The sequence below is a fragment of the Chryseosolibacter histidinae genome (assembly GCF_018598225.1).
In the GTDB taxonomy this organism is placed as follows: domain Bacteria; phylum Bacteroidota; class Bacteroidia; order Cytophagales; family Cyclobacteriaceae; genus Chryseosolibacter; species Chryseosolibacter histidini.
Genome location: NZ_JAHESF010000003.1, coordinates 290,675 through 312,801 on the forward strand (window position 1 = coordinate 290,675; position 22,127 = coordinate 312,801).

At 49.7% G+C, this 22,127-nt stretch carries 21 protein-coding genes and 1 tRNA gene; 9 read left to right on the forward strand and 13 right to left on the reverse strand.

Annotation, left to right across the window (positions count from 1 at the left end; translation table 11 throughout):
* Positions 1-76: 76 nt before the first annotated feature.
* Positions 77-997 (reverse strand): LysR substrate-binding domain-containing protein, encoded by a 921-nt coding sequence (locus KK083_RS04665; protein ID WP_254161184.1) that lies wholly within the window; start codon positions 995-997, stop codon positions 77-79.
* A 124-nt stretch (positions 998-1,121) separates the two neighbouring features.
* On the opposite strand from KK083_RS04665, the gene KK083_RS04670 reads away from it, so the two are divergent.
* From KK083_RS04670 to KK083_RS04680, 3 genes are all read left to right on the forward strand, one after another.
* Positions 1,122-1,679, forward strand: coding sequence for a peroxiredoxin (locus KK083_RS04670; protein ID WP_254161186.1), 558 nt, complete (start codon positions 1,122-1,124; stop codon positions 1,677-1,679).
* 63 nt (positions 1,680-1,742) lie between these two features.
* Positions 1,743-2,336 carry a carboxymuconolactone decarboxylase family protein gene (locus KK083_RS04675; protein ID WP_254161188.1) on the forward strand — a complete coding sequence of 198 codons (594 nt, stop codon included), beginning with the start codon at positions 1,743-1,745 and terminating at the stop codon, positions 2,334-2,336.
* A 250-nt stretch (positions 2,337-2,586) separates the two neighbouring features.
* The gene (locus KK083_RS04680; protein WP_254161190.1) at positions 2,587-3,282 is read left to right on the forward strand and encodes an SIMPL domain-containing protein; all 696 of its coding nucleotides are present in this window, start codon (positions 2,587-2,589) and stop codon (positions 3,280-3,282) included.
* A gap of 199 nt (positions 3,283-3,481) precedes the next feature.
* On the opposite strand, the gene KK083_RS04685 is transcribed toward KK083_RS04680, so the two are convergent.
* Positions 3,482-6,175 carry an ABC transporter permease gene (locus tag KK083_RS04685; protein ID WP_254161192.1) on the reverse strand — a complete coding sequence of 898 codons (2,694 nt, stop codon included), beginning with the start codon at positions 6,173-6,175 and terminating at the stop codon, positions 3,482-3,484.
* Between the two features lie 12 nt (positions 6,176-6,187).
* Positions 6,188-6,508, reverse strand: a complete 321-nt coding sequence (locus KK083_RS04690; RefSeq protein WP_254161194.1) for a PadR family transcriptional regulator — start codon at positions 6,506-6,508, stop codon at positions 6,188-6,190.
* Between the two features lie 488 nt (positions 6,509-6,996).
* On the opposite strand from KK083_RS04690, the gene KK083_RS04695 reads away from it, so the two are divergent.
* The 3 genes from KK083_RS04695 to KK083_RS04705 all read left to right on the forward strand — a co-directional run bounded on the left by KK083_RS04695 (position 6,997) and on the right by KK083_RS04705 (position 9,527).
* Positions 6,997-7,785: a hypothetical protein gene (locus KK083_RS04695; RefSeq protein ID WP_254161196.1), complete on the forward strand. Its 789-nt coding sequence runs from the start codon at positions 6,997-6,999 to the stop codon at positions 7,783-7,785.
* 100 nt (positions 7,786-7,885) lie between these two features.
* Positions 7,886-8,437, forward strand: coding sequence for a DinB family protein (locus KK083_RS04700; RefSeq protein WP_254161198.1), 552 nt, complete (start codon positions 7,886-7,888; stop codon positions 8,435-8,437).
* A 22-nt stretch (positions 8,438-8,459) separates the two neighbouring features.
* Positions 8,460-9,527, forward strand: a complete 1,068-nt coding sequence (locus KK083_RS04705; protein WP_254161200.1) for a winged helix DNA-binding domain-containing protein — start codon at positions 8,460-8,462, stop codon at positions 9,525-9,527.
* Between the two features lie 6 nt (positions 9,528-9,533).
* On the opposite strand, the gene KK083_RS04710 is transcribed toward KK083_RS04705, so the two are convergent.
* Positions 9,534-10,550 (reverse strand): AraC family transcriptional regulator, encoded by a 1,017-nt coding sequence (locus KK083_RS04710; RefSeq protein WP_254161202.1) that lies wholly within the window; start codon positions 10,548-10,550, stop codon positions 9,534-9,536.
* 138 nt (positions 10,551-10,688) lie between these two features.
* Between KK083_RS04710 and KK083_RS04715 the strand changes: the two genes are divergently transcribed.
* Complete coding sequence (locus tag KK083_RS04715) at positions 10,689-11,066, forward strand: hypothetical protein (RefSeq protein ID WP_254161203.1); 378 nt, start codon at positions 10,689-10,691, stop codon at positions 11,064-11,066.
* A gap of 61 nt (positions 11,067-11,127) precedes the next feature.
* Here the strand turns inward: KK083_RS04715 and KK083_RS04720 are convergent, their stop codons facing one another.
* The 4 genes from KK083_RS04720 to KK083_RS04735 form a co-directional block, all read right to left on the reverse strand.
* Positions 11,128-12,726, reverse strand: a complete 1,599-nt coding sequence (locus KK083_RS04720; protein ID WP_254161205.1) for a PorP/SprF family type IX secretion system membrane protein — start codon at positions 12,724-12,726, stop codon at positions 11,128-11,130.
* Entirely contained in the window at positions 12,726-15,161 is a 2,436-nt protein-coding gene (locus tag KK083_RS04725; protein WP_254161207.1) for a T9SS type B sorting domain-containing protein, read from the reverse strand. Before KK083_RS04725 ends, KK083_RS04720 begins: the two co-directional genes overlap by 1 nt.
* Before the next feature lie 2 nt (positions 15,162-15,163).
* Entirely contained in the window at positions 15,164-15,934 is a 771-nt protein-coding gene (locus tag KK083_RS04730) for an energy transducer TonB (protein WP_254161209.1), read from the reverse strand.
* A 61-nt stretch (positions 15,935-15,995) separates the two neighbouring features.
* Positions 15,996-16,568 (reverse strand): RNA polymerase sigma factor, encoded by a 573-nt coding sequence (locus KK083_RS04735; RefSeq protein WP_254161211.1) that lies wholly within the window; start codon positions 16,566-16,568, stop codon positions 15,996-15,998.
* Between the two features lie 395 nt (positions 16,569-16,963).
* On the opposite strand from KK083_RS04735, the gene KK083_RS04740 reads away from it, so the two are divergent.
* Entirely contained in the window at positions 16,964-17,950 is a 987-nt protein-coding gene (locus tag KK083_RS04740) for a DUF4848 domain-containing protein (RefSeq protein ID WP_254161212.1), read from the forward strand.
* Positions 17,951-18,032: 82 nt separating this feature from the next.
* On the opposite strand, the gene KK083_RS04745 is transcribed toward KK083_RS04740, so the two are convergent.
* From KK083_RS04745 to KK083_RS04755, 3 genes are all read right to left on the reverse strand, one after another.
* Entirely contained in the window at positions 18,033-18,347 is a 315-nt protein-coding gene (locus tag KK083_RS04745) for a hypothetical protein (protein ID WP_254161214.1), read from the reverse strand.
* A gap of 43 nt (positions 18,348-18,390) precedes the next feature.
* Positions 18,391-19,263: an alpha/beta fold hydrolase gene (locus tag KK083_RS04750; protein WP_254161216.1), complete on the reverse strand. Its 873-nt coding sequence runs from the start codon at positions 19,261-19,263 to the stop codon at positions 18,391-18,393.
* Between the two features lie 91 nt (positions 19,264-19,354).
* The gene (locus KK083_RS04755; protein ID WP_254161219.1) at positions 19,355-19,930 is read right to left on the reverse strand and encodes an OmpH/Skp family outer membrane protein; all 576 of its coding nucleotides are present in this window, start codon (positions 19,928-19,930) and stop codon (positions 19,355-19,357) included.
* Between the two features lie 216 nt (positions 19,931-20,146).
* On the opposite strand from KK083_RS04755, the gene KK083_RS04760 reads away from it, so the two are divergent.
* Positions 20,147-20,220: transfer RNA gene (locus KK083_RS04760), tRNA-Pro, on the forward strand.
* Between the two features lie 662 nt (positions 20,221-20,882).
* Here the strand turns inward: KK083_RS04760 and KK083_RS04765 are convergent.
* Entirely contained in the window at positions 20,883-21,164 is a 282-nt protein-coding gene (locus KK083_RS04765; protein ID WP_254161221.1) for a DUF3892 domain-containing protein, read from the reverse strand.
* Positions 21,165-21,301: 137 nt separating this feature from the next.
* On the reverse strand, positions 21,302-22,069 hold the full coding sequence (locus KK083_RS04770) for a hypothetical protein (protein WP_254161222.1): 768 nt from the start codon (positions 22,067-22,069) through the stop codon (positions 21,302-21,304).
* Positions 22,070-22,127 lie beyond the last annotated feature (58 nt).

Here is a 22,127-nt window from a genome sequence, read left to right on the forward strand (position 1 = left end):
ATCCACAGACCACAGATTTAGGATAGTCGTCAGACCACTGCGCACACGCCAACGCACCTGTCAGTGGTCAGACGACTCAATTCCACCTTACGCGCATGTACTTGTCGTTCTTTTTGAAGTGTGGCGGGATGGCCTTGAGGATGGCTTCGCGCAGCTTGATGAGCAGCATTTCTTTGACAAATCCCTGGTGCACGGCGAGGCTCACTTCGCGCACAGGCTCGGGTGACGTAAAATGTTTTACGTGTTTGCTTTTGGCATTCACGGCGAGCTCGGGGATCAGCGTATAGCCATAGTTATTATCGACCATGGCCTTCAGGGTTTCGAACGAGCCGCTTTGGTAGTTGAGCTGATGATGCGATTTTTTTGCTTTGGTGGTGCAGAGATTCATCACCTGGCCACGGAAGCAATGGCCTTCTTCCAGCAGCAGCAGGTTTTCGGTGGTGAGCGATTTGATGTTCACTTTTTCCTGCTGAAAGTATTTCAGGTTCTCTGACGTGTACAGCAGAATGGGCTCGTAAAATACGGGGATCTCCCTGATCTCTTTGTCTTCCAGCGGTGTAACGAGAATGGCCAGGTCGAGCCGGTTGGTCTTCAGCTGTTTGATGATGTCTTCGGTCTGCAGCTCGAGCACCGTGAAAGAGGTGCCGGGATTCTTATCCAGCAGCTCGTTCAGGAACCTGGGCAGCAGGTATGGTGCCAGGGTGGGGATCACCCCGAGCCTGAACTCACCTTCGATGGAGTCTTTTTCATTGCGGATGAACTCTTTCAGGTTCTTCACCTCCTGCAGGATCTGCCGCGCCCGGCTGATGATGATCTCGCCCGACTGTGTGGGCTTCAGCGGCTGGCTGCGGTCAAAGATCTTCACCCCCAGCTCGTCTTCCAGCTTCTTCACCATCATGCTCAGCGTCGGTTGCGTGACGTGGCAGTGCTCCGCGGCTTTCACGTGGTTACGGTGAATATCGAGGGCCACAATATATTCCAGTTGCTGAAGGTTCATTCGATTGCAGAAAATTGTTAAATCGTTGTAATAGACAAAATTAATAAATACATAGTCAATATCGATATGATTTATAAAATGAATATTCTATTTTCGCGGCACGAAAAACATTTTTTAACCACTTATGACAAAAGGTATCTTATCTGTAGGACAAGCTTTTCCGAAATTCAAAAAAGCTGCTGTAGTATCACTCGAGAAAGGAAAGGAATTTTTTGACATCTCGTCTGACGAGCTTGTCAACGACGAGGGGCGTTGGACCGTGATGTTCTGGTGGCCGAAAGATTTTACTTTTGTGTGCCCCACAGAGATCGCTGAGTTCAATAAGAACTTCGGAGAGTTCCGCGATCGTAACACCAACCTCATCGGTGCTTCAACCGACTCAGAATTTGTTCACCTGGCCTGGAGAAAAAATCACGACGACCTGCGCGACCTGAAATTCCCGATGCTGGCCGATACTTCCAAGTCGCTTGCCGAAGACCTCGGTGTGCTGGAAGCCAACGAAAAAGTTGCTTACCGCGCCACTTTCATCATTGACCCTCAGGGCATTGTGCGCTGGGTAAGCGTGAACGACCTGAACGTGGGCAGGAATGTTAAAGAAGTGCTGCGTGTGCTGGATGCGCTTCAGACAGACGAGTTGTGTCCCTGCAACTGGGAAAAAGGAAAAGAAACGATCAAGATCTAGTTCGAAGTTTAAAGTTTAAAGTTTCAAGTTAGAAGTTTCAAGTTTTTTAAAGTTTAAAGTTAGATGGAGTTAACGCAAACATATTCGGAGACCACGCAGGAGTTCCTGGAGTTTCTGAAAGTAAGTAAAGATTACCGCAGCGATGCGCTCGATCTTTTGGAGGAAGGGAAGTCGCGTTACCTGGCAGACCTGAAGCTGAACTTCAAGAACTCATTTGAGAGCGATCACCTTTCAAAAAAGGAGATCGCTTTGCTGGGCGTGTCACTGGCGGTGAATGCCGGCAACGCCCTGCTTCGTGAATTCTTCAAAGGCAATGCCCAGGCTGAAGGCGCCACTGCAGAAGAGATCGCAGAGGCTACCGGCTGTGCTTCATTGCTCAGCGCCAATAATGTGTTCTACCGTTTCCGGCATTTCGTGAACAAGGAAAAGTACAACGAAATACCGGCCCGCATCAAAATGAATATCATGGGCAGGCCCGTGACCGGAAAAGAGTTCTTCGAGCTCATGAGCCTGGCTGTGAGCGCCGTAAACGGCTGTGAGATGTGTGTTAAATCACACGAGCACTCCCTCATCGAGCTCGGCAGCAAAGAAGAGCGGATCTTCGAAGCCGTACGCCTGGCCGCCGTTATCACCAGCGTAGCCAAGATTTTGTACTGAGAAAGTTGGCAACTACTTTGTACGCTTAAACGAAAACGGGTCCTTCGGACCCGTTTTCTTTTTTTGACCAGGATTAAACCAGGATTATATAACAGGATTAACGGATCAACAGGATTGAGTCACATACACCCAATCCCGTCATCCTGCTGTTCTGTTCCCCTCATCCTGAAAAAAATCCTGAAAATCCTCAAATCCTGCTCCAACGATTGGCCCGGTGTTTGGTGTCTAATGACCAAACCATTTGAACTGTATGAAAAGTAAACTTATTGCATTTTTATTCCTGGCGCTTCCGTTGTTCGCTTCGGCACAGAATGAGGTTTTTAAAGGCGAACATTTTATTGAAGTAACGGGAACCGCACACCTGGAGATCGAGCCCAACGAAATATATACCCTGATCAGGCTGAAAGAATTTGAAGAGAACCGTCAGAAGACCACACTTGAAAAGCTGGATGCCGATTTTCTGAACGCTTTGAAAAATGCCGGCATCGACCGCAAGCGCCTGGAGCTGGCCGACGCCGGATCGAGCATCGGCAAGTTCGGCAGAAAAGACAAAGATGCCTTCCGTGAAAAAACTTACCAGATCAAACTTACCAGCGCTGCCGAGCTGGAGAAGTTCCTCGAAAAGCTCGAACCCGTGAAAGTGGATTTAGTAGACATCACCCGGCTCTATCACTCTGATTATGAGAAGATCAAGCTCGACCTGAAGACCAAAGCGCTGCAGGCCGCAAAAGCAAAAGCTGAAACCCTGCTGAAGTCCATCGGCGCCGAGATCGGCAAACCGTTAATGGTGCGCGACTGGGAAGTAGACCCCATCCAACCGATGATGGAAATGAAAGCCGCCAACGTGAGGATGAACTATGCCGGCGATGCTGCAGAAGAAAGCCAGATCGGTTTCAGGAAGATCAAACTTCAGTCGCAGATCACTGCACAATTTGAAATTAAGTAAGCACTGATCTTTGATTGGTGGAGAATCCTCTGGTACGGCTCTGTATCAGAGGATTTTTTGTTTCGGAGAGTCCACGGTCCACAGACCACAGTCCACAGCAGGTACAGTGTGAGTCGTGAACGAGTCAAACTGATCGGTAACTGGTCGACTGTACTACCAAATGCCGTGGACCGTCGTCCGTGGACTGTAGACTCTTCGCCTACTCAGAGCGCAGCGACTTCACCGGATTTGTCAGCGCTGCGGCAATCGCCTGGAAGCTCACGGTGAATAACGCCACCAGCAACGCGGCACCTCCGGCGAAAACGAAGATCCACCAGGCCAGGTCTATCTTATAGGCAAAACCATCGAGCCATTGTTGCATGAGGAAGCCACCCACCGGGGCCGCGATGATGAACGAGATCGCGACAAGCTTCACAAAATCTTTCGACAGCAACGTTACAATATTGCCAACAGTGGCACCCAGCACTTTGCGGATGCCGATCTCTTTGGTGCGCTGCTCCGCGGCGAATATCACAAGACCTAACAATCCCAGGCACGAGATCAGGATCGCCAGCACGGCAAACACATTGGAGAGCCGGGCCACAACAGCTTCGTTGCGATACAGTTTTTCATATTCCTGGTCCAGGAACTGGTAGTCGAACGGGTAATTGGGATTAATTGCCTTGTACACCTGCTCCAGGCTGGCCAGGGCTTCGCGGGTTTTGCCCGGTTCTGTGCGCGCGATGATCACGCCGAAATATTCGTATTCTTTCACATCAACGATCAGCGGTTTGATAGGCTCATGAAGGGAGTGCGTGTGATAATTTTTCAGCACCCCGATGATGTGTCCTTTTTTATTCCAGGCCGACACCCACTTCCCGATAGGGTCTTTCATGCCCATCTGTTTCACCGCCTCCTCGTTCACCATGAATGCATCTGCCGAGTCCGTTGACACGTCTCTGGAGAAATCCCGTCCTTCCGCGATCTGCAGGTTCATGATCTTTAGAAAATCGAATCCTACCGATACGGGTTTAAAGCCCATGGAGGCGCCTCTCTCCTTGCCTTCCCATTTAATAGCATCGCTGTCATCAATGGTCTCCCGCTGCCCGTCATTAACATCCACCACAAATCCCATGGCGTGGGGTGCTTCGCTGCTGCGGTCTACCAGGGCAACGCCGGGCATGTGCGAAGCCTGCTCCTTAAACGCAAGATACTTGTCATATTTGCTCAGCTCACCTTCCACCCTGATGTAGATGAGGTTCTCACGGTTGTAGCCCAGGTGTGTATGCTGCACATAGCTGGTCTGGCGCGAGATCACCACGGTAACGATCAGCAGCACGATGGAGATCACGAACTGAAAAACAGCAAGGCCTTTTCTGAACCACAATGCGCCGTTTGAAAATTTCATCACACCTTTCAGGATGCGGGCAGGTTTCAGCGAAGAGAGGTACAGCGCCGGATAACTTCCCGCTACAAATCCTGTGAAGAGCATGAGCGCCGCCAGGATGATCCATGAAGAAAGTGATGTGATAGGAGATACGATCTGCTTACCCGTGAAAGTATTGAAAGCCGGCAACAGCAGATGTACCAGTGCCAGCGACACAATGAGCGCCAGGAACGAAAGCACGATGGCCTCTCCCAGAAACTGCCCGATGAGGCTGCTTCGCGATGAGCCCACCACTTTACGCACACCCACCTCCTTGGCACGTTTCACCGAACGCGCCGTGGCGAGGTTCATAAAATTGATGCAGGCAATGATGAGAATGAAGATGGCCACGCCGGTAAAGATGTTCACGTACTCGATGCGGCCACCATGTGGTTTGCCATTTACAAAATTCGAAACCAGGTACTGGTCACGGTAAGGCTGAAGTCCCAGCTGGATCTTAACGGGTTCTTTTTTATCAAGCTGCGCCTGCAGAAACCGGTTCATCTTGGTCTCAACGGTTTGGATATCCGCTGTTTTGGAAAGCTGCACCATGGTGCGCATGCTGCCGGTAGCCCACTCCAGCCGCGTCATGTGCGACTCCCAGTTGAGCAGAAAATCGAACTTCAGCGTGCTGTGTGCCGGCACATTTTCGAACACGGCCGTCACCACAAGGTCAAGCCTGTTCTCATACCGCATGCTCTGGCCGATGGCTTTCTCCGGTGTATCAAAGAACATTTCGGCCATCTTGCGCGAGATAGCAATGCTGCTCAGGTCTTTCAGCGCAGTTTTCGCATTGCCTGCGATCACCGGATAGCTGAACATGGTCAGAAAATCTTCGCTGGCACGCGAGCCCTCCAGCTTGTAAAGCTTGTCTCCCACCTGGAAGGTTTCGGCGTGGCCCCACGGCAGCTCATACCCTGTAGCATAGAAACTCATGTGCTCGATCTCAGGAACAGCCTGCCTGACGCCGTCGATCAGAATACGTGAACGCCCCTCGCGGTTTCGGTATGACGTGCTATAATCTGCGTTCACCTGTCCATCGGCATAAATGGTCTGATACACATTGTAAAGTGTTTCACCATTCGTGTGGAAATTATCGACGCGTTTCTCATCCTGCACCCAAAGAAAAATAAAGAGGCAGCACGTCATGCCCAGTGCGAGCCCGGTGATGTTGATGGCAGAAAAAGCTTTGTAACGCGCCAGGTTGCGCATGGCTACGGTGAGGTAGTGCCTGTACATGTTCATATTCATAGGTGAGGATGGTGTAGCGGTTGGTTTTCGTTTGATGGCAAATGGTTTCATGAACCCCATTACATTGCGGATGTAATCGAGCCGTGCCCTGCGCGCGCCGGCCTTCTGAACCTGGTAGTAGAACTCTTCGTCCAGGTCGCCCTGCACTTCTTCCAGCAGGTGGGGTGCACAGTAGTAACGCAGCAGCGCGCGGGCCCAACGGGGTGGCCGTACTTTGGGATCATAACTCACAGCCATATCGACTTCATGTTAATTCGCATTTGGTAATAAGCTCCACATGTGGTTGCGCACTGCCTGGATGTCGTTCAGCGTTTGCTGGCCATAAGCCGAAATGCTGAAAAGACGTTTGCGTCTGCCGCCGCGCTCGGCTGTGGGATCGCCCATCTTCGAGGTCACCATACCTTTGTCTTCCAGGCGTTGCAAGGCCGCATGAACCTGGTTGAGCCTTGCCGACCGCCCGGTTTGCTGGATGATCTCGTGGGTGATGGCCACGCCATACGCATTCGCGGAAAGCACCGCCACGGTCAGCAGCACCAGCTCTTCAAATTCGCCCAGGTAAGCCCGTTTCATAGTTTATAAGAGATATTACTTCCATTTTTGCTGATCAAATTGTTTGCCATATCAAAAACGAAGAAATCAGGCTGAAAAAGGGCTTTTTATGGAAGTGTACCAATAACAACCGTTCGATATCAGACAATGATGTCCGGAGGAGGAACGAGGTTTAGAAAGGTACGCAAGGGTGTTCTGGGTGTGGGAACTAAGTTCCCAGGGGAGGGTTTGCTGTCGAACGAAGGGTTAAAAGGCGCACGGAAGAAACTTCCGCGCTAGTGAAGTACGAGGTACGCGAGGGACGTAAATGCCTTGCGTGGTTGCATTGGGCGCTGAAGTGTGGTTTGGGTCTTTGAACCGTGCTTACGTGGAGTGGGGCCAGGGCATTAAGAATGTTTTCAGCAGCATTAAGACGGTGAAGGTTTTGTTTGTACACTGCACTTTTTTAAGCCCTGACTTTTACTAACTTTTCAACCCCATTGAAACCTGCATCTAAATCCCCTGAAGGCATGTCGCAACGCGTCATGGATCTGATTATCAGTAACGTGCTGTCTATCCTGATCACGATCGTTTTCGGTTATTACTTTTTATACGTGGGCGATAAGGAACGGGAGCCCACTTTTTATGTCGATCCCGTGCGCACGGTCATCATCGATCAGGCCAACGTGGGAGAGGCACCTTTACAATTGCTCAAACCCAACCACGACACGGTAGACGCCGATGTGGTATCTGCCTATTTTTATTTCTTCAACCAGGGCAAAGAGACCATCAAACGTGAAAACATCTACTCGCCCCTGAAGATCAAGGTTGACAAAAGCGAGATCCTGTATTTCAAGATGCTGAAAACAGCCCGCGATATTTCGGGCATCAAGGTGACCCGCGATACGCTCGAAAATTCACTGGACATCGATTTCAGCGCCCTCGAAAAAGACGATGGTTTTGTGGGCCAGGTGATCTTTGAAGGAAACAAAGATGCCCCGCTGATCATAGAGGGTGGCGTTGACCGTGTGAAATATTTCAGGAACGAGCTCGAGAGCATTCCTCCTATCTATATTCTGATCGCCATCTTTATTTTCCTGGTAGCCGCTTACGTTTACCTGCTGCTCAGCAAGCGCAATCCCAAATCGGTGCCCCGGCTGCTGTTCATCTTTTCGGCGATCCCCGTGATCTATCTGCTGCTGATGCTGTACAAAACCGAGTGGTTCATAGACCACAAGGTGCCTGAAACGCTTCGCATCGAACAATATGTTCAGCAAAGCAAGAAGCAGGTTTTTGAGCTGTCGTCCTGGTTCCATTGATCGCCGAAAAAAAGTCAAAAAATATTTTACCGCTCGTTTTTGTGCTGACATAGGGCTGTCACTGTGTGGTTGTTTCTTCGTATCATCAAACACAGCACCTATGAAACACACAACTGCAAAAACAACGGTAACATTGGGAACCCTTGTCAGGGATTATGTGGTCTACAACGCCTGGGCAAACAAAACCCTGGTGGAATGGCTGCAATCCAAACCTTCGGCCGTCATGGAGGAGACCGTTCCGTCAAGCTTCCCGACGCTCAAAGCCACCCTGCTGCACATCTGGGATTGCCAGCGGTTCTGGCTTTCCGTTTTACAGCAAACCCCTCCGCCGGCACCGGTAAACCCGGATAGCTCCCTGGAAGAGCTGATGAATGGTTTCATCGCAGAGTCTTACCTGTTTGCGGCGTATGTGAACATCCTGGATGAGGATGCCATCGCTGAAGAAGTTGTGTTTACAAGCCCTTATGCAGAGTCGGTCAGCCCGCGGTTCGAGTTCATTCAACATTGCATGAACCACAGCACGTATCACCGGGGCCAGATGGTGACCATGGGCCGCAACCTGGGTCTCACGGATGCACCGATGACCGATTACAATTTTTACCTGATCATGGCCAAACAAAGCATGACAGAACAATTGCAAAAAGCCGCCTGATGTTTAATTTTAAAACATGACCATGAAAGACATCATCCGCCATCGCCTGTACCGCCAGCAGCTTGCCAAACCTGAATTTGCCACCGCCGGCGAAGTCGTGTCGTGGCTGGGTGCTGTTCAGGGGCAGGACTATCTTGGCGCGTTGTGGTCTATTGGCCAGCGGATGAAAAAGGCTGTTGAGGCAGACATCGAACAGGCTATTGCCGACAAGTCGATCATCCGCACATGGCCCATGCGTGGCACGTTACACTTCGTTGCCCCGAAAGATATCCGGTGGATGCTCAAGTACCTCACACCAAGGGTAATGACCCGTGCCGCCGGAATATACAGGCAGAGCGGCCTGGAGAATAAAGATTTTACAAAAAGCGCGAAGCTGTTCGAAAAAGCGCTCGAAGGCGGAAAGCAGCTCACCCGCGACGAAATGTACGATGTGCTGGAACGGAACAAGATCTCTACGGGGGATACGCGCGGGCTGCACATCCTGGGAAACCTGGCACAGAAAGGTCTCATCTGCTTCGGCGCAAGAAAAGGTAAACAGCAGACCTTTGCGCTGCTGGAAGAATGGGTGCCACCCGCCAGCGTACCCGATAAAGATGAGGCACTGGCCGAGCTGGCCCTGCGTTACTTTACCAGCCACGGCCCGGCTACTGTCGCGGATTTCATGTGGTGGGCAGGCCTGACCAAAGCCGATGCTGTTGCCGCCCTTGAGTCGGTAAAACATCAGCTTGCCTGCGAAACCGTTGAGGGAGAACCATATTGGCTGTCGCCCTCGGCAGCGGCACCCAGGATCAGTGCTTCAACGGCCTACCTGCTACCCACCTATGATGAGTATGGTATCGCTTACAAGGAAAGAAGCACCATCATCGATCCGCTACATTACAAGAAGATCGGAAATTTTATGACCTCCTCCATTGTGATCAATGGAAGAATAGAAGGCATCTGGCGCAGAACTGTTAACAAAAACAAGGTTGTGCTGGAAACAAAGTCTTTTACCTCCTTCAGCCCAAAACAAAACAGCACCATCGCCACCGCTGTGAAACGTTACAGCAAATTTATAGGCATGGCGTGCACGGTGCAGCCGCTGAAGTAGTGTTGGTTATTGTTTATTCTTCTGATAATCGAACGGCGTTGTTCCCGTCCATCTTTTGAAAGCCCGTGTAAAGGCACTGAGCTCATTGTATCCTAAAATATAAGAGACCTCTTTCAGCGGATGATTTCCCGCGCTCAGGTATTGCAACGCTATGGTCTTGCGCACCGAGTCGGCAAGCTGCTGAAAGCTTACACCTTCTTCCTGGAGCTTGCGTTGCAGGGTACGGGCACTTGTATTAAAATTGGCCGCGATCTCTTCGAGGCTGGCAATACCCAGGTATGCATTCGCCGTGAGGTAATTGACAATACGTTCACTCAGCGGTGGCTCCTTCTGAGAGGCCACTGAGCTACTATGGGTCATCTCCAGCAGCAGGCGTTGCAGCTCGTGGTTGGCGGTGATGATGGCTTCATCCCAGAACACGTCTTTGAATTCCATACCCCACTCATCCTGCGAATGTCTCGGCTTGCAACGCAGCACGCGCTCATATTCTTTTACATCCACGGAATCATTCAGCGGGAATCTCACTTTCGCCGGCGCCGTTTTTTCGAAGATCAATCCATCGAGCTCGTGAATGGTGAAGACCATAAAAAGCTCCATCATCTGCCGGAAGGCGTCGGGATTTGCCACTGATGCCGACTCGTTTGGAATGAAACGGATGGAGATGATCTTGTTTGCCCGCGTGACATTCATCGAAAAGAGGTCTGTGATAAGATGAATGGACTGGGCTGCCAAAGTCAACGCCTCCCCCACTGTTCTGCTGCTTTGAATGATCTGCCCGACAGCACCCAGGGCCGACAGCTGCAACGATTCGCCGAAATGCAGCCCAAAAGCAGCGTCATGCGAAAGGTGAACGGCGTTGCGCCACAGGTCATTGAGCTGCATCGGTGTTATGGCCGGACCTGACCGCCCTTTCAGCAGCTTAAAATCAAGGCCCGACATGCGGCACAATTGATCCGGCGCCAGGTAGCGCTGAACGGCGTAGGCCAGCATGTTCAGCACAAATTGTTTTCTGTATTCCTCCATGCTGTAAAGTAACATCACCGCTTCCGGATAAAGTAGTGCCTGTCGTGAATTGGTAAGGCATTGGCGCGGAAAGATAAACGCCGCGCGATACCCCTACCCTACCTTTGAAGCATCATTCAAACACTAAAAAATAAATATATGACATCCTTAAAAAACGTGCTTCTGGTCAACGGCGTAAGCTCTGGCGCCACAGGTTTGATCCTCCTTGTCTTCGGACGGTTTGTTGCTACCCTGTTTGGCAGCTCAGCGCCGGCACCCTTCTGGGCTGTTGGCGTTTTCCTGATCGCCTTTGCGGCCCTCGTGGTTGCTGAAGGTGTTCGGGCTACACAACGTCCGGGTCGCGTGATGCTGATCACCACACTCGATACGTTGTGGGTTGCCGGCAGCCTCATCATTGTGGTGCTGCAGCTCTTCAATCTTTCAATGATCGGTTATGTGCTGATCAGCGGTGTAGCACTCTGGGTGGCAACCATGGCGGTGCTGCAGGCGAGAGGTTTAAAAAAGATAACTGTTTAAATGGCAGGACCCCTACCGTTGGCAGGGGTCCTACACTTTCAAATTGTAAAGAGGCCGCACGCTAATCCTCGTACAGTATGGTCAGCTCAACCCTCCTGTTGCGGGCGCGCTCTTCATCCGTTTTGTTCTCATTGAGGGGCTCCGTTAACCCCTTGCCTTCGGTCTCGACTCGTTCAGGGTCGAGACCTTTTTCTACGAGGTACTGCTTGATGGTATTCGCGCGGAATAACGAAAGGCGCTGGTTGAATTTGGCGGAGCCTATATTGTCAGTGTGGCCTGTGAGCCTGATCCTGAGGTGTTCGTTCTCTGCTAACGCTTCGGCGAGCTCGTCCAGATACTGCCCGGAAGGTTCGTCCAGATCGCTGCTATTGAACTCAAAATTGAAATGCAACGTCACCTTTTCAACCACAAAAGGTTCATGATCTACCGCACCGGCTTCGGCGTGGGTCAGCACCGAATCCTGCTTATGCCGCAGGGTGGTCTTGATATCTGCCTGCACTTTTTGCGAGGGTGTGCTGATGGCAGAATCTGCTTTGTACTCAGCCTGCACACCCGACAGTGCTGCTGTTGCACGGGAACCTGGTGGCGTGATCTTCGTTGCAACTGTCTTTTTCGCTGTTGTGCTGGTGCCGGCCCTGGCACGGTTCGGCACTGGTTGATTTTTCTTCCTGGCAATAACCTTGCGCTTGAACTTGTGGTCTACCAGCTTTCTCAACTCAAGTCCTACTTCAAAGGCGCTGGTATTGCCGGCATTTTTCTGCCCCACAGGAAAATCATAGCTGCATCCGATGGAAAAATTTTCACTGTGCCATTGTAATCCCAGGATACCGGATCGTCCTGCAACGTATTTGGTAAGAATATCGATGCGTACGTACTGCACTTTGGCTGTAGGATTGACGACGTAGCTGGTAACAGCACCCATGTTGATCACGTTGTTGGAGGCACTTCTCGTAAACAGTAGCTCGGGTGAAAACGAAAGCTGCCCATCATGATAGATCCTGACACCGCCGTTGAACACCATTGTTGAGCTGAGCTGGCTTTGAACGCCTGCAAACGAATCGTCGGGTCTGTTAAAGTCAAATAAGGAGAGTCCAAAATAAGCCACCCTGTCTCCCGCGCGGTCGGTCTGCTGCCAGTACATGCCAGTGCTGAACGTGAAAAAATCAGAACGGAGGTAATGAAGGTTTTCTCCATTGGCGATGGAGCGATCGAACCCGCGGTCGGAAATAAACTGCTCGCCGGTATATAATCCATCGAGGTTGATCCTTCTTTGCAGGTAAAGGCCTTTCATACCAAGCGAGAGCGTGGTGAAACGGCTCAATGGAATATTCAGGGCATACGAGAGCGACGCTTCCTGTGTTTTAAAAATAGCGTCGGCCCGGTCGTCCATCGCGGTCACGCCAATACCTGCCCACCGTTGGCCCGTTCTCCGGTTGAGCATCGGGTACACTGCCGAAACGAAGCTGCTCTTCAGGTCCACATCGCCACCGGTAGCCTGCTGGCGATAGAGTAATCCCAGCGATGCATAGCTGGACGAAGCTACGATGGCCGGATTGATCCGCTGCGAGGCAAAGTTGTACTGACTGTACTGGAAATACTGCCCGCACGCCCATTCCGCGGTCATGACCAGGCATGCCAATATGATGCTGCGCGCCATCATCAGCGGATGAGCACAATGAAGCCAGAACTTTTTCCATTCAGCAGCAGCTTTCTTCCGCTGGGGTACTGGCCGTTCACCTTCCAGTGATAGACACCCGCGGGCTGCTGATTACCATGCAGTGTACCATTCCAGCCAATATTGGCGGCATCGGTGATGTTGCGTGTCTCATATACAAGACTCCCTTCGCGGTTCCGGATGGTGAACGTAAAATCCTTTACCTGCTCCAGTCCGAAGATCCTGAGCTCATCATTCTTGCCGTCGTCATTGGGCGTAAAAAGGTTGGGCACAAAAGCGGCCACTTCCACAATCACCACCACCTTTGCCTGGGCAGCGCAGCCCAAAGAATCCTTAACGGTGAGGTTATACGTTGTATTGGCGCGCGGAGAGGCAACCGGGTCGGGAATATTCTGAAAGTTCAGTCCCGCTGACGGTGACCAAAGATACTCATCCCCGCCTGTTGCGCCGAGCTGTACCTGTGACCCTCTCAGGATCTGGAACGTTTCACCGTTCAGTGAGATGGAAGGTTTGCTGAATTTGAAGATGGTGTTTCGTTGCAGCAAACATCCTGTGCCGTTATCCAGGTTAACCCTGAGCGTATCATTCAAGGTGGGTGTAAAAACAATGGAAGGCTTGTTCGAGATGAAACCTTTCGCCACACTGCTCCATTCCACATGCTGCCATCCTGGTTCGGTATCAAAGGTCACGGGTTGCCCCTCGCATACAACTTTTGTGGTCTCTGTCTTCTTAGCAAGCTTCTCCATGATCTGAAAAGTGTAAGCCTTTATGGAAGAGCACCCCGCGCCGCGTTGAGGGAGCACGTAAAACACTGTATCCGAGGTTTCGGTGCTGAAGTCGAGATGATCTGCCTGGGCCAGGTATCCTTTCGAAAAAGAAAACCAGAGGGCATCGCCGGGAGCGCTGAGAGTCAGGACCTCATTGCGGCAGGCTTCGACGGGCTCGTATTCCAATGCAGTACAATGGATCGACACACCATTGCACATGCCCCCGCCATCGCCGCCGCTATGAAAGGAATTATCGACCGCCATTACACCGAACAAATAGGTTGGCGACGCCGGCGCACGCAGCAGTGCAAAGTTCCGGTTGCCGTTGTTGCCATGGCTTACAGTAAGGCGTTTGAGATAGGCGTAGTCGAACTCACCCGCTATCAGTTCCTGCCCGGGCACTTGTACCATGAGATCATACGTAAGGGATACAGAGTCTGTGTGATCGTCCAGCGGTTTATCCCAATAGAGAAAGAGCCGGTTGAAGATCGTTAACGCAATGGGGTTGTGCGGTGCCTGCGGAGGCTCGTTGACAGTGGATGCCATATTCTCATAGAGCACCAGTGCCAACCCCGTAGTGGTGGTAATGCTTTGTGCCAGGTCAAGGTCGCCATCACGGTCAAGGTCACCAAAACGTTGCGCCTGCAGGCCATCGATGCTGAGTGTATCGTAGGCTGCGTTGTCGTACCGGATCACATTCACTTTGTTGCCAAATGCATCCGTGCCATACAGGTGGATGTCACATTTGCCATCTGAATTCAGGTCAGCAGCAAAGACTTGTGTGTTATTTAATGCCGGCAAGGAATCACCTGCTACAAGCACACCCTTATCATTGAACACCACCAGTGTGGTATCACGGCCCGATGCATCTTTTCCGGCAAGCAGGAGATCAAAATATCCGTTGCCATCTACATCGGCCAGGGATGTTCTTCCGGCTACACGGTAATCCACAGCAGTGGAGGCGAAAGTGAGATCACCCCGGCCAAGGAACAGTTGACAGACAATGCTGTCGCCCGCCGTGCCGCTGATGAACAGATCATTGAATCCGTCGCGGTCAAAATCAAATACTTCCAGCGAAGCGAGATCGGTATCGGTCCATTCACGGGCGGTCTCCCATCCCGTGGGTGTCTGCTTGCAGATGGATACCGTTGTAGTGTCGCCCCATCCTTCCGCCAGCATCAGCTCGTGGCGGCCGTCCTGGTCCAGGTCTGCCATCTTCAAAATACGGCCCGATCGTTCGAGAAAGGGCTCCAGCACAAAATTGAAATCTCCTTCATTCACGGCCAGCATCGTTGCAGGTCCATCATCCCATTCTCCGGATAAAAGGATATCCATATCGTTATCCAGGTCTGCGTCTGTCAGATAATAAGAGAGGTGCTTCACGGCCGCGTCGAGGCTGTCTTTCAGGATCGCCCTCGGTATGGTGTCAGAGGGTATGGTATCGACCTTGTACAACAGTATGAACTGCTTTTCATCGAGTGCGGTGCCGATCACCAGTACATCCAATAAACTATCGTTATCGATATCGGCCCACACCAGCTCACTGCCAACAACAGAGGGAGGCAAGGCTACCTGCGATCGTAGCTCAAACTGCTGGGCGTAATGCTGCAGGCTGCTGAGCGACAGGGCTGCAATGAGAATAAATGTTTTCATGATCAAGGGGTCTTTATTTTTTTAATGTTGAAAGTCAATGGGAGCGAGATCTTACTGGCAACGGGTTTACCGTTATAGGTGGCGGGTTTCCACAACGGCATGTTTTCGATAACCCTGATCGCCTCCCGATCGAAAGGCACGCCCAGAGATTGCTCGATGGTGATCTTTTCGGGCCGGCCTTCCGGGTTGATCGAGAACACAACCGTGACCACTCCCTGGATGGAATCGGCAACAGCTTCTGCGGGGTAGGTCAGTTCCTGACTGAAATACGTGTACAGGGCGGGGTATCCATCCACGGGTTCAGGCTGTGCATAGACTGGCATTGGCCTGACCATGTCGCCTATTTTAGTAGCTGAGTCTGCTTTCACCGTTGCTTCCACTTTTGCCGGCGTGTTCACTTTTTCTGCTGTCCCTGTTTTATTGTTGTTCGCCGTGGGCTTCTTCTGCTGACGGACATTGCCGGAAGATGGCTGATCAACACCGGAAGAGAAGACAGAGTCGTGCGCTGTGTTCAGGGGTGCCTGAACACTTTGCTGTGCTTCACTGCCTGTCTCGTCCGTGGAGGGGGTCTCCTTTAAAGGTTGATAAAAAAACCAGATCGCCAGCAACGCCGCGCCTGATGCACCGAGGCCGATACGTTTGATAAGCCGGCGCTTATGAGAATCTTTAGCTTCCGCCTTTTGCCTGAGCAATTTATCGAAATCCATATAGGACTGAATTTCTCCATCTGTGATCTCCGGCTTTGCATTCATGATCCTTATTTTGTTGTTCATGAGGTGAATAATTTTTTTTGAATCAGATCCCGGCAGGGACTGTTTTTATGGCATATATCGGTCAGGCCTTTCGCGACCCGATGAACAATTTTTTGATCTTGTCCAACACCCTGTAAGTTCTCACCTTGGCGTAGGTTTCAGATACGCCTACGATCTCCGCCACTTCTTTAAAAGGTCTGCTTTCCATAAATCGCAGCTCGATCAGTTGCAGCTCATCGGGTGTAAGCTTTTCCAGGATCAGCGGAAGCCGACTCTTCAATTCGTTGATCATTTCGTTGCCAAACATCTCTTCATACAGCAGGTCTGCGTGCTTATCTTCCAGCACGATCCAGCGCACTCTTTTATGGCGACGGAAGAAGTCGAGGCATTCATTGGCCGCGATCCGGAACAGCCACGATGAAAACGGCAATCCCCTCGGTTGGTACTGATGAAGTTTTTGCAGCGCTTTCAGGAATACCTGCGAGGTGATGTCAGCCGAAAGGTCCTTATCACCCACCCGGTGGAGCACAAAGAGAAATATCCGCTTAAAATATTTCTCATAGATACTCCTGAAGGCCTCAGGGTCGCTTTTCGCCTTCTGAATGACCTCCTCTTCGGAAAGTGGTTCTCGATCGATTCGGGTGTCTGAATTCAAGGGATATCCTTTTTTTAAAGCTATAATGACTGGAGTCGCGAAAAGATACAGTTCCGGGGATAATTTTTTTAATAAAAAAGCCCCATTCCGCCATGCTCACAAGCGGGATATTTACCCCAACACCCCGCAGCACAGCCCGGGGCGGGACGACTTCGGCAATTACAAGAGCTCCGCTGGAATTACGTACCTGCCAGATAATACCATTGCTGGCCAATAGCGAGTGGGTTTGATGTCCTACACTACGTACTCAAAAAGGAGTACCCATGGGGTTGTGTCATCAAAGCTCCGGGGTTTGATCGACGCAGAAGTTCAATCGTCGTCAGGCGTATTCATTTTTGAACTTCTTTTCATAAATTATTTCCATTGATTTTATTACTAACTAAAATTCACAAAAAATGAACCCAAAAACATTAACAAAATCAATTTTGCTCCTCGCTTTTGTTGTAGCAATCTCCTGTGCGGATGAACCCAATCTTCAACGTACCGATGTCAGTCCCGTAAAGGTCCGGAATGGTATGCTCGAATTCGCCGACAAGCTGGCTTACAACAAGGTCAGTCAGCAACTCGATGCAATGTCACCAGATCAATTGAACGAATGGGAAAAGTCTTTACCAGGATTTATTTCCATACGTTCGATTTATGAAAAAGCCACCCTTGAAGAGGAGATATTCCTTGACAATGGAGGAAAGCCAGGTGAGCATTCCGCATTTGTTCAGCAGCATGCCGAAGCACTCGCTTTTGTGCGTGAAGACGTTATGCAGCCCAATTTACCGCCTCACACAGAGAGACATTTATCTTCATTTGTGAATGAGAAAGGCTTCGTCAAGATCGGCAACTCAATTTTCGAATACAGAAGTGGCTCGATCAAAGAAATACAGGATGGTGACGAGTCGAAGATCGCACAACTGGAAAAATATTCTGTGAGCGATCCGTCTCAAAAAATTCTGGTGATAACATTTACCAGAATAAAAATCAATCCCAAAGACATCAAAATAGCCTTTACCGGTAACTCAAGCTGCACAGGCTACACCTCCGGAGGCGGGCAACGTGTAAAGGGAAATATTGACCTGCATCTTGCTCAGATGGTGACCGACGGTCAGTTGTATTGGTCGGCCTACGTAAACATCTACGCTACCAACCAGGAGAAAAGGCTTGGCATCTGGTCTGGCAAGAGAACAAGTCAGCTGTATATCTATGGAAGTGTTGATGTAGGTCCTGACTGGGGTTCTTTCATAGTAGATGTTGGCACAGGAGGCGACCTGCAAACTACGCTCAGCACCAGTTACTCCTTCCCCTATCGATTAGCGGCAAATGCCAGCAATCCATACATGTCTGGCACCATGACTTATTATGGAAGGGATGGCAGTAGCTGCTCTATCTAAATAATAAGCTGATTCACTGAACGAGGTTGCTGTTATGGCAACCTCTTTTTTTTGACGGAACTCCGGGGTGCTAACTTCTCGCTTATTTGCCGTCAAGATATTCACGGGCACATCTTTCTATTATGACTATCGCCCTGTTATCATCCAAATAACTGGCTGCATAGTCCCATTCACCGCCTACGCGTCCCTCTGCGAAAAAACCGTATTTTTTGCCCTGCTCATCCATCTGTATGTCTACAGGATCCATCCCCGGATTTTCGGAGATCGCAAATGTCCATTGGTCGTGCCTCGCTCTGAAATAGAATGGGAAACCGTTCACAGTTCCTTCTGCCTGAACGGGCGCCGGGCCCTGGATCTTACCTCTCAGATCCAATTCTTTATTCTCAAAGTCGTGCATTGTACTTTTGGAATGATGTGCCGTTCAGCGTAACTAAATTCAGTTATAACCCCTCGGCAAAGGTGGCGATCTTCTCGTAAAGCTCTTTCGGGTTGTCGTAAAAAATAAAGTGGTTGCTGCCAGAGATCATCTCTGTTTTCATTCCTTTTTCAACGAGCACAGGGATGTAAGACAGGCTTGTGTTCTCATCGCCATAGATAAAGAGCCGGGGGATGCGCATGGCCAGGTATTGGGTCAGGAGCTCGCCACTGGCGGAATACTGCACCGTCTGAAAACTATAATCGTAATATGACCTGATGTGTGTATTGATCTCGAGGTTGTTGGCAATGATGTGATACCCTGCGTTCTTCCGTTTTTTCATTTCACGCACCACGGCTGGAAAGATGTTCTTGCTGAAGTTATCGTAATCATGAACCACAACTTTGCTGGAGAACATACAATCTTCAGGCATAAAATTACCTTCGATGTTGATGTAAGCTTTCACTTTCTGCTCGCCGCCAAGGCGCAGGTACAACATGGTGATGAGGCCACCCATGCTGGTGCCCACGAGAATAAAATCCCTCAGGTTGAGCTTGTCCACAAACTGTGCGGTGATGGTGGCGAGGTCGTCTACATTCAGCGAGAGGTCGTCATAATAAGTAGAGTTGCCGCTGCCCGGGTTATCAAAACAGATCAGGGTATAATCTGCCAGGGCACTGCTTTTACACGATTCCCAGAAGTTCTCTTTGGCACCGCCCAGCCCGTGTACAAAAAGGATGGTGTCTTTGTTGCCGGGCCTGATAAAATATTCGACGTAGAACACACGGTCTTTGAGGTGGAGATCAATCTGTTTGATGCGGGGAGAAACTTTATCCATCATCTCTTGTGAAGCAAAAACAAAGATATTCGCATCCGCATTTCTGGTGCAGAGTTGCACTTGTTTTTTAATTCAATGACCGAAAAAATCGTATAAAATGGGTTAGCCAATAACACGTTCCATTACCCAAAAACGGGCTTTGGATAACGTTTTACTGTTTAGGCTGGCTTTTACCGGCAGCGGTTTTGGCCGCGGGTGGTGTGGGTGTGACGCCCATTTTCTTCAGCACCAGGTCTGAAACATCGATGGAGGCATCGGCAAAAAGCACTACATCCAGGCCGCCTACCTGCTGACTGAGTATCACGGTGAAGCCGTTTTCCTTGCCAACAGCCGTAATAGCTTCTCCCACACTTTTATAAATGGGTTGCATCAGCTGCTGGTGCTTGTTCTGAAGGCTGGTTTGGGCGTCGCGCTTAAGCTGTTCCAGGTTTTCGCTGGCCTGCTGAAGCTCATTTTGGGTGCTTTCTTTAACAGGGTCAGCCAGGCTGCCGCCCTCATTTATAAAGGCCAGGTATCTTTTCTTGAGCTCCTCATTTTTAGCTTCTATCTGGGTGGTCAGCTTGCCTTCCATGTCCTTGAGCTCGGCCTCCACTTTTTTGATGGCGGGCAGCTGGCTGAGGATGTAGTTTACATCAGCGGTGCCGACCTTCACGGGCGCGGTCTGAGCCTGGGCGTGATTCATAACAGCGGCTATGATCAATACGAAGAACAGGATGTGCTTTTTCATGAGGTTGAGGTTGTTTAGGACAAAAAACTATAATACGTCCTCACAGGATGGCTGCCGGGTAAGAATAGTTTAAAGTCAGTCATTAATTATACAGTTGAATGCTAGATAACCCTATTTTTTGAGCTGCCCAACCCCAATTCTGCACTAAAATTTGATTCAAAAATGCGGATTGTGATGAGAATTTGTCAGAATGATTATTTTTGCAGCCGGGATAAACGGGATGTAGCACAGCCCGGTAGTGCGCTACGTTCGGGACGTAGAGGTCGCTGGTTCGAATCCAGTCATCCCGACAAAACCATCAAGCCCTTCCGCGACAGCGGAACGGGCTTTTTTATTTCGTAAAGAGCCAAGCGCCTCGCTTGAGCGAATGAAGAAATAAAAAGCCCGTAAGTGAGCGCAGCGAACGAAGGCTTGATGGTTTTAGGCCACCCCTTCCAGGATCACCGAAGGTAATCCAGTCATCCCGACTTGACAGGACAAGTTTGAAGATTTCAGATCTTGTCTTGTTTATTTTGATCTAACTCCCTGTCAATCATATTAATTATCTGCACCGCTTCGTTCACGCGAGTGGTTCGAAAAGCAGTTCCGTCAAAAGTGAGTTTTTCAGGATAGATGAACCGATCAATTCACGCTTATCTTTCCGCAGTAAACAGGATTTCGAATTGCACAATATCCAAAAACCAGCGCCATACCAATTAGATGCAGCTGGCTTCTTCTTTCAGGTGAACCTGTTAGTGTCCAGATACCAACCATTGAATCTATTTTAGGCGACAACCTCGCCGCGTTTGCGCCTAACACAACCGGCGTGCTCTGCGGCAAAGAAAAATCTCTGGAAATCGTCAAGCAACTTCACAATGTAGAACACCTCTTTGCCTACACGGGTGATGTAGGGATTGAAGCGTTATGATTTTTTATGATTACGATTGAAATGGGTAAAATCATTCTGCGAAAACTAGACACATTCCGGAAGGCTAAGCAGATTATTAGGTTGTTCGCCATCGCTTTCAGTTTTGATGTATTTGTTCCCGTATCTACTTGTAGCTACAATCACATTTACACGAGAACCCGCCCGGTAAACATAAAACTGCCATTTACCTGACTCAATGCCATCGATGGCCTCAGCCTGGCTTATTTTCCAAGACGTACCATCCGCATTTCTTCCTCCTATATTCAATATTCTTTCGTGCGCGTTCTGACGGTCCGACTTATTGATACATGAAATTTCGTGTGCCATATATTTCCATTTTAATTTAATGATCGATCAATTTCACACGATCGGATGTATGTAACAATTCTTATTTCCGAAAGACTTATATTGATTTCCCAGAATAGCGGTCCAGTCTTCAACATTCACTTCTCTTGTCGCTTTCTTCACGTCAAATCCCCAAAACCGAACGACGTCGTTTTATTAATGCTTAAATTATTTCGAGCGATATCTTCAAGGTATTCAGCGAGAGCCACTTCACCTGTGTCGTCCGACCTTTTCATGGCGCTTATTTTCAACTCACCAATCTTCAGTTCATTAAATTTTTTTCCTTCTACCCGTACCAATATTACCCTCCCCCCTATCGGATCGAAAGTTGAGGTTACACCTGAAAAGATTCCTTGGAGCACCAGTGGCTCCTCCATTGCACCGATCTTATACCCGTGATAGAATTGTTTCCCATTTTCATTTTGAAGCAATACAGACAGATAGCCATGCTGTAGTTTCATCTCACCCAGGTAGTTCAATCTTTTACCCTGCAACTCCATCCATATTTTATTCTTCTTTTCAAAGACCCTTACTGGTGAACGGAGCAAGGCGCCCTCTTTGGAGCTTTTCCTCAGGTATGTGTAATAGGTGCCGATGCAACTCTTAAGCTGACTGCTATAGGGGTTGTCCATTTCATTCGTAAAGGCCTTTATATTTTGATAACCCAGGTGTCTGACCAAAGCCATCACTTTAGCTTCATTCAAACCAATTTCCTGCTCCGGTTTCATCTTCGAAATAGGCTGAGAAATTTTTTTATAAAGATATTGATCACCTAGGCCATCTATTTTCTCAGCTATACGCCCCATTGCTTTTTGCTCATATGTCTCATCGTGCTTCGTGACGAGCGCATCAATGATTCTGTTCAAATATTTGACCTTGATCTTCATATACGAAGCTAAAAATAACGGGAACATTTCGGGAACATTTGGGAAAGTCGCAAGGCCA